Origin of the sequence: Pseudomonas sp. 32_A (assembly GCF_017490905.1) — a bacterium.
Classification (GTDB): Bacteria; Pseudomonadota; Gammaproteobacteria; order Pseudomonadales; family Pseudomonadaceae; genus Aquipseudomonas; species Aquipseudomonas inefficax.
This window is the reverse complement of record NZ_JAFGYI010000084.1, coordinates 1-2,418: the sequence shown is the minus strand read 5'-3', so window position 1 is coordinate 2,418 and position 2,418 is coordinate 1. Positions and strand designations below refer to the sequence as shown.

Annotated in this window: 3 protein-coding genes and 1 pseudogene; 2 read left to right on the top strand and 2 right to left on the bottom strand. The window is 61.2% G+C overall.

Annotation, left to right across the window (positions count from 1 at the left end; genetic code table 11):
- Positions 1 to 142 precede the first annotated feature (142 nt).
- Both J5M58_RS28125 and J5M58_RS25680 read right to left on the bottom strand, forming a co-directional pair.
- Positions 143 to 286, bottom strand: a pseudogene (locus J5M58_RS28125) (EamA/RhaT family transporter); the annotation flags it as partial.
- Positions 287 to 298: 12 nt separating this feature from the next.
- Entirely contained in the window at positions 299 to 646 is a 348-nt protein-coding gene (locus tag J5M58_RS25680; RefSeq protein ID WP_181457348.1) for a hypothetical protein, read from the bottom strand.
- Between J5M58_RS25680 and J5M58_RS25675 the strand changes: the two genes are divergently transcribed.
- Together J5M58_RS25675 and J5M58_RS25670 are read left to right on the top strand one after the other, a co-directional pair.
- On the top strand, positions 645 to 788 hold the full coding sequence (locus J5M58_RS25675) for a hypothetical protein (protein WP_207880108.1): 144 nt from the start codon (positions 645 to 647) through the stop codon (positions 786 to 788). The genes J5M58_RS25680 and J5M58_RS25675 overlap by 2 nt on opposite strands.
- A 165-nt stretch (positions 789 to 953) precedes the next feature.
- Positions 954 to 2,099 (top strand): GGDEF domain-containing protein, encoded by a 1,146-nt coding sequence (locus J5M58_RS25670; RefSeq protein WP_112252664.1) that lies wholly within the window; start codon positions 954 to 956, stop codon positions 2,097 to 2,099.
- Positions 2,100 to 2,418 lie beyond the last annotated feature (319 nt).

The following is a 2,418-nucleotide window of genomic DNA, read 5'->3' as shown; positions in this document are numbered from 1 at the left end:
TACAAGCAGATAGTCTGCGCTGCTATGCGTAAGCTTTTGCACCTGGTGTATGGCGTAGTGAAATCCGGCAAACCGTTTGACCCTCAAATCGCTCTTGCGGGGTGAGGGTCAAGACGGTATCTACAGGGGCCGCGCCAGGCTGTGCCACCTTGGTTTCCTGTTTGCCCCGCGGCTTGAGCCGCGACACCGCAAACAACACCACCGCCAACCCGACGACCTGATACAGCGAAATCTCCTCGCTCAGGATCGCCCACGATGCCAGCACCGTCAGCACCGGCCCCAAGTTGAGCGGTGCGCATTACTGCGCCGGGACCAGGCGAGTACCACTCACCTGCACCTGATCACCGGGCTTGAAGCGGGCATTGGGCGAGCGATAGCGCTGGGTACTGCCGTCGTCATGGCGTACCACGTAGGCCGCGTCGCTGTGCCCGCTGCCTTGTTGCACGGCGGCGCCGCCAATTGCACCCAAGGCTGCACCGGCGATGGCGCCGAAAGGGCCGCCGAGCGCGGCGCCAACCATCAGGCCGGTGACGCCCCCGGCGCCATAGCCCACCGTGTTGTCGGGGCTTTCCGAGAGCACCTCGTCGGCGCAGGCGGGCAGGGCGATGGACAGGGACATCACCAGAGGGAGGAGGATATTTTTCATGATGGTTATTTCCGCAAGGCAGGTAGTGGCGAAAGAGAATGGTTCAGCTTTCGTGCCAGCTGGGAAGCCCTTGCAGATGGGCGTTTTGCGCTGGTGTGTTGTCATAACGACAGCAGTTTTTGTGGTGCAAATGACAGGCTGATGTCAATATGACATTCACTCATACAGGTATTGGCCAGGGCTGGGCTATCATTTGCAGGCTGGTGGTGTAAGGCTCCTCTGAAAAGTCATCACGAGCGCATACAATCGGGCCTTTTCCCCGTCAACCAGACAGGCCAATCCGTTCATGGCGCTTGATCCACCCACCATGCTGACTATCTCCATTGCCCTGGCTGGCGCGGCCGCGTTGTACCTGGCGATCGAGTGGCGCAGCGTTCGCGATTCATCGCTGCTGTTCTGGAGTGCAGGCTTTGCCACCATCACGATTGGTTCCACCCTGGCCTTGCTGCGCGGCATCGGTCTGGTGCTGATCGGTATCTGGTTCGCCAACGGTTTGCTGGTGGTGGCGCACTGGTTCTTCCTGATGGGGGTGTTGCGCTTCACCCAGGTGCGGCTGTCGCGTATCTGGTTATCGGTCGTGCTGGTGTGGTTCGCCTTGCTGCTGTTGCCTGTGGGGCCGCAGTGGTCGAAGGTAATGCTGATGGTCAACTCGTTGCTGGTGGCGCTGTTGACGCTCAAGGCCAGCTGGCTGTTGCGGCCGCATGGCAAGTCGTTGAGTGTTGGCGCCGTGCAGTTGCGCTATGTGTTGCTGGTTCATGGGGTGTTCTATGTGGCCAAGGCGATCATTGCGATCACGCCGGGGACGCTGATTGACCTGGCCACTTTCGGCGGGCTGATCATTCAGGTTTCCCTGGTCGAAGGTGCGATGGCGATCATGCTGATTGCCTTGTCGATGACCGGCACCGTGCGCTACCGGCGCGAGGCGCGGATTGCCCGTCTGGCGGCCCGTGACCCGTTGACGGCGCTGTACAACCGGCGTGCACTGGAGGTGCGTGCGGGGCCTTTCTTCAAGGCAGTGGATTCGGCGCAGCCCGGGGCCTTGCTACTGATCGACATCGACAACTTCAAGCTGGTCAACGACCTGCACGGGCATGTTGCAGGGGACCGCTTGCTGATTGCCCTGAGCGAGATGATTCGTATGGTTTTGCCCGAGCGCGCGCTGGCGGCGCGGTTGGGCGGTGATGAGTTCGTCATTCTGCTGTGTGGGGCGAACAGCGAGCAGGTCATGGAGCTGGGCGGACTGCTGCGCGAGCAGTTCCAGCAGCATGCCAGCAAGACGGTGCCTACGCCGCAGCCGGTCACCTTGAGCATCGGCGTCAACCTGTTCGACCAGCCGCCGACGAGCCTGGCGGCCTTGATCGAGCAGGGGGATGTGGCGTTGTACCAGTCCAAACGAAATGGGCGCGACAGCATCCGCTTTGTCGAACGGCCGATGGCCCACCTCAGCCAGTAGCAGTTTTTTCTTTGCCTTTGCCTTTGCCTTTGCTCCTGCCGTTGCCGTTGCCGTTGCTTTTGCTTCTAAGCACGCGAAAGTTCAGGCGCCGCAGATTGCGACTTCAGGAGGCCGAGCGAAGGGACTGCGGAGGGAGGTGACGGGCATGGATGCCCGTCAAGCGCTGAGGCCCCATGGATGGGGCCTGCAGCGCGTACTCCCGGGAGCTGGCCCGTAGCGAGGGAACCCCGGAGCAAAGCGCAGGGGCCGGATGATGGGAGCCAGCGTTTTTTGGTTACTTTTTGTCGCGTTTGACAAAAAGTGACTCGCCGTAAGGGCG